This window comes from Streptomyces sp. NPDC054956, assembly GCF_053609185.1.
In genome coordinates, this window is sequence record NZ_JBSGXB010000459.1 from 1 (window position 1) to 4,433 (window position 4,433).

The 4,433-nt window shown below is 76.4% G+C and carries 2 protein-coding genes and 1 pseudogene; 2 read left to right on the forward strand and 1 reads right to left on the reverse strand.

Annotation, left to right across the window (positions count from 1 at the left end):
- Positions 1 to 142: 142 nt before the first annotated feature.
- Both ACWGDE_RS36550 and ACWGDE_RS36555 read left to right on the forward strand, forming a co-directional pair.
- On the forward strand, positions 143 to 2,161 hold the full coding sequence (locus tag ACWGDE_RS36550) for an ABC transporter permease (RefSeq protein WP_453393389.1): 2,019 nt from the start codon (positions 143 to 145) through the stop codon (positions 2,159 to 2,161).
- Between the two features lie 87 nt (positions 2,162 to 2,248).
- Positions 2,249 to 2,752 carry an FBP domain-containing protein gene (locus tag ACWGDE_RS36555; protein WP_453393390.1) on the forward strand — a complete coding sequence of 168 codons (504 nt, stop codon included), beginning with the start codon at positions 2,249 to 2,251 and terminating at the stop codon, positions 2,750 to 2,752.
- Here ACWGDE_RS36555 and ACWGDE_RS36560 read toward each other — a convergent pair.
- Positions 2,742 to 4,433: pseudogene (locus ACWGDE_RS36560) on the reverse strand (hypothetical protein); the annotation flags it as partial. The gene ACWGDE_RS36555 and the pseudogene ACWGDE_RS36560 overlap by 11 nt on opposite strands.

Consider the following 4,433-nt stretch of genomic DNA (forward strand, 5'->3'; position numbering starts at 1 on the left):
GGTGTGGGGGGGGGGGGGCGGGGGGGGGGGGGGGGGGCAGCCCCGCTCCGCGTGTCCGGCGGAACCTCCGCCCGCCGCACTACGCTTCACCAACCGCACCGTGCTTCACCAGCCGCCACAGTTTCCCCAGCCAGGAACCCACATGAGACCAGTCCGTACCCGCCGCTCCCGGCCCCCCGTGGCCCTCGCGATCCCCGCACTGCTCGCCGTGGCGTTCCTGCTGATGCCCCTGCTCGGCATCCTCGCGCGCACCCGGTGGAGCGACCTCGGCAGCCACCTCACCAGCCCCGGCGTGGTCGAGGCGCTCAGGCTCTCGCTGTTCGTCTCCCTGTGGGCGCTCGGGATCTCCCTCGTCCTCGGGGTGCCGCTCGCCTGGCTGCTGGCCCGCGTCGAGTTCAAGGGCAAGGCGCTGGTGCGTTCGCTCGTCCTGCTCCCCATGGTCCTGCCGCCGACCGTCGGCGGTGTGGCCCTGCTGCTCGGCTTCGGCCGGCGCGGGCTGCTCGGCCCCTGGCTGGAGGGCACCTTCGGCATCACCCTGCCCTTCCACACCTCCGGCGCGGTCCTCGCCGCCACCTTCGTCGCGATGCCGTTCCTCGTGATCAGCCTGGAGGGCGCGCTCGGAGGCCTCAAGCAGAGCTACGAGGAGACCGCCGCCTCCCTGGGCTCCACGCCGGTCCGCGTGTTCTTCACGGTGACCCTGCCGATGGTCGGCCCCGGGCTCATCGCCGGCGCCGCGCTGACCTGGGCCCGGGCGCTCGGCGAGTTCGGCGCCACCATCACCTTCGCCGGCAACCTGCCCGGCACCACCCAGACCCTGCCGCTCCAGGTGTACCTGCTGCTCCAGGACCAGCCCGAGGCCGCCACCTCCGTCTCCCTGCTGCTGCTCGCGATCGCCATGGCCGTACTCGTCGCCCTGCGCGGCAGGTGGACCGGGACCCCCGTCGCCCGCGGCCACGCCGAGTCCCCCGTGGTCGCCGAAGAGGCCCCCGGCGCGGACGCGGTGGGCGACGGGAGCCCGGTGGCGGGCTCCGCCGGGCCCGGCGATCCGGCCTTCCCGGGCTCCTCCGCCGGTTCCCCCGAATCCCCCGGTTTCCCCGGCTCCCCCGGCTCTCCGTCCGACGCCGGGCGGTGGACGCTGCACGCCACCGTCACCGGTTTCAACGAGCTCGTCCTCGACGCCGAACCCGGCACCACCATCGCCGTCGTCGGCGAGAACGGCGCGGGCAAGACCACCCTGCTGCGCGCGCTCCTCGGTCTCACCCCGCGCGCGCACGCCAACCTCCGGCTCGGCGACACCGACGTCACGGATCTGCCCCCGCACCAGCGGCAGGTGGCGTGGGTCCCGCAGGACGGCGCGCTGTTCCCGCACCTGACCGCGCTCGCCAACACCGCCTACGGGCTGCGCGCCCGCCGGGTGCCGCGCGCCGAGGCCCGCGCGGAGGCCCAGGCCTGGCTGGACCGGCTCGGCGTCGGCCACCTCGCCCGCCGCAAGCCCGCCCAGCTCTCCGGCGGCCAGGCCCAGCGCGTCGCCCTCGCCCGCGCGCTGGCGGCCCGCCCCCGGCTGCTGCTCCTCGACGAGCCGCTCGCCGCCCTCGACCAGACGACGCGCGCCCGCGTCCGGCACACCCTGCGCACCCACCTGGCCGGCTTCGGCGGGGTCTGCCTCATCGTCACCCACGACCCCGTCGAGGCGGTCTCCCTGGCCGACCGCGTCCTCGTACTGGCCGACGGGAAGACCCTCCAGGACGCCCCGCCCTCCGAAGTCACCCGGCATCCGCGGTCCCCGTGGGTGGCCCGGATGCTGGGGCGCAACGCGTGGCCCGGCACGGCGTCCGCCGACGGCCTCGAACTCGCCGGCGGGGGCCGGCTGGTGGTCGCGGAGGCGCTGCCGGAGGGGGCGCGGGCCCTCGCGATCATCGCCCCCGAGGCGGTGTCCGTGCACCGTGACCGCCCGGGCGGCAGCCCCCGCAACGTCTGGCCCGGCACCGTACGGGAGATCACCTCGGTCGGCAGCCGGCTGCGCGTGCTGATCGCCTCGGCGCGCACGCCCGACCTGGTCGCGGAGATCACCCCGGAGGCCGCCGCCGAGCTGGGCATCGTGGACGGCGCCGAGGTGTGGACCAGCGTGAAGGCCACCGAGGTCACCCTCGTCCGGCTCTAGGGCGTGTCTTTCGGATCAGGCCGGGCCCGCGCGCCCGCCCCGAAATCCGGGTGACCAGGGCTGTTATCAGCACGTACGGTACGTTTCATGGACCCGCTCACCGACCAACAGATCCGCTCCTCCTTCGTGAACTGCACCAAGGGCGAGGCCGCGCGCCTCAAGCTGCCGACGGACTTCACCGAACTCCCCTGGGAGGACCTCGACTTCCTCGGCTGGGTGGATCCCGCCGCCCCGCTGCGCGCACACATCGTGCGGCCCGGGGCCGACGGCGAGGCCGTCGGCATCTCGCTGCGGGTCCCCGCCGCGAACCGGGTGGGCGGGTTCAAGTCCAGCATCTGCCAGATATGCCTGACCGGTCACAGCTCCTCGGGCGTCACGCTGCTCGTCGCCCCGCTCGCCGGAGCCCGCGGCCGCGAGGGCAACACGGTGGGCACGTACATCTGCGCCGACCTCGCCTGCTCCCTGTACATCAGGGGCAAGCGGCAGCCGAAGCTGAAGACCCGGGGCTACGAGGAGACGCTGAGCGTGGACGAGAAGATCGACCGCGCCCTCGGCAACCTCGACGCATTCACCGCCAAGATCACCGGCTAGCGGGAAGCACCGACAGCCAGTCGCCCGCCGCGTGGGCGTCGGCGCCGATCACGGTGCGGCCGGTGCGCGGAGCCGTGACGACGAGGACGCCCTCGGTGCGGCCGGCCGCGAAACCGGGGGCTCCGAGGGTGATGACGGCGACGCGTTTGCCGGTGGTCCGCCGGAACTCCGACAGGAGGCGCAGCCGCAGGGCGGCTTCCTTCCGGTCGACCGCCTGCGGCGCGTACGGCTGTACGACGGCCACCGCGCCCGTGTCCGCTTCCCGGGCGGCGGCCGCGAGGGCCGCGCGCAGGGCGGTGATCCGGGCCAGCCCTCCGCCGTCCAGGGTGCGGCGCCCGGCATCGAGCGGCAGGAACCGTACGCCCCGGTGCGCGAAGGCCGGCCGGCCCGCGCCGGTGAACGCGAAGTCGGCGCCCGCGGCGCCGCCCGGGCCGCCCGCGCCGGTTCGGGCACCGGCCGCGGGTTCGATTGCGAACCGCCAGGGCCTGGAGCGCACTTGGGCATCCGTGGCCACGATCGGGTCGGGTGCGGCGGGTGTACGGACGAACCCGGTCGGGGGCGTGCGCGCCGCCAGGGTGTCCAGCAGCAGCCGTGCCCCCGGGGCCTGACCGGCCGCCGTCGCCGAGATCCGTGTCACGGTGAACGGCCGCTCCGCCATCGCCGGGAGCGGGAGGCCGACCTCCCGCCAGCCGGTCCAGTCCACGGCGGGCCCGCGCAGGGTGACGACCGCCCCGTCCCCGTCGGTGACTTCCACGGCGGGCCTGGCTCCGGAGCCGTCCCCCTTCACCTGGAGGGACAGCGAGCGGGCCAGCTCCGGCACGGGCAGCGGCCGGGGCGGGGCCGCGGAGGCGCTCCCCCCGCCGGCGGGCAGCGCGAGGGCCAGCCCCCGGCCCGGGTGTCCCTCGCCGGCCGCGGCGCCGGTGCCGGTCCACCGGCCGGCGTCCTCCAGATCCGCGAGCGGCCGGTCCGACAGCCCTGCCCCCAGGGCCAGTTCGGCCGCGCCGAAGGCAGCACCCCGTACGGTGGCACGCAACTCGCCCGTGGCCCGCGGGACTCGGGCGCTCACGGTGAACCCGCCGCGGCCGTCGTCGCTGACGCTCCACTTCGCACGGTCGAACTCCAGCGCCACGTCCCGGGGTTCGATGACGGCGGCGGAGCCCTGGGCGTCGTATCCGGTCAGCTCGAAGCGGGCGCTCTCCCCCTCCTCCGCGAGCCCGATCCGCTCCGGAACGGCGCGCACGCGGACCGGCGGCCCGAGGACGTCGAGCCGGACCGTTCCCCGCGCCGCCCCGCTCCGGGCGTGCACGGCCAGCCGCCCGGGCCGCGCCGCGCGCAGCACCCCACCGGCATCGACCCGGCCCGCACCGCCCTCGACGGACCATGCGGGAGCCGCGCCTTCGCTGGGCGCGAGGCCGAGGCCGGGTTCGAGGCCGGGTTCGAGGCCGGATCCGAAGCCGGGTACGAGGCCCGGTGCCCGGGTGAACACCTGGCCGGACAGGGCGCGTGCCGCGAAACCGGGCGCGGCGCCCGACTCCGGGGCCGGCGAGCGGCGGGGCTCCGAGACCGGTGCCGGGCGGGGCGCGGGGGCGGTCGCCCGGCGGGAGTCCGGGGCGGGGGACCCGGCGGGCACCGGTCCGAGTGCGGTGTCGTAGGGGGTGGCCCTGAGGGTCCGGGCCAAGCC

Coding starts and splice junctions, on each gene's coding strand:
- ACWGDE_RS36555 (WP_453393390.1), top strand. CDS start 2,249: ATGGACCCGCTCACCGACCAACAGATCCGCTCCTCCTTCGTGAACTGC.
- ACWGDE_RS36550 (WP_453393389.1), top strand. CDS start 143: ATGAGACCAGTCCGTACCCGCCGCTCCCGGCCCCCCGTGGCCCTCGCG.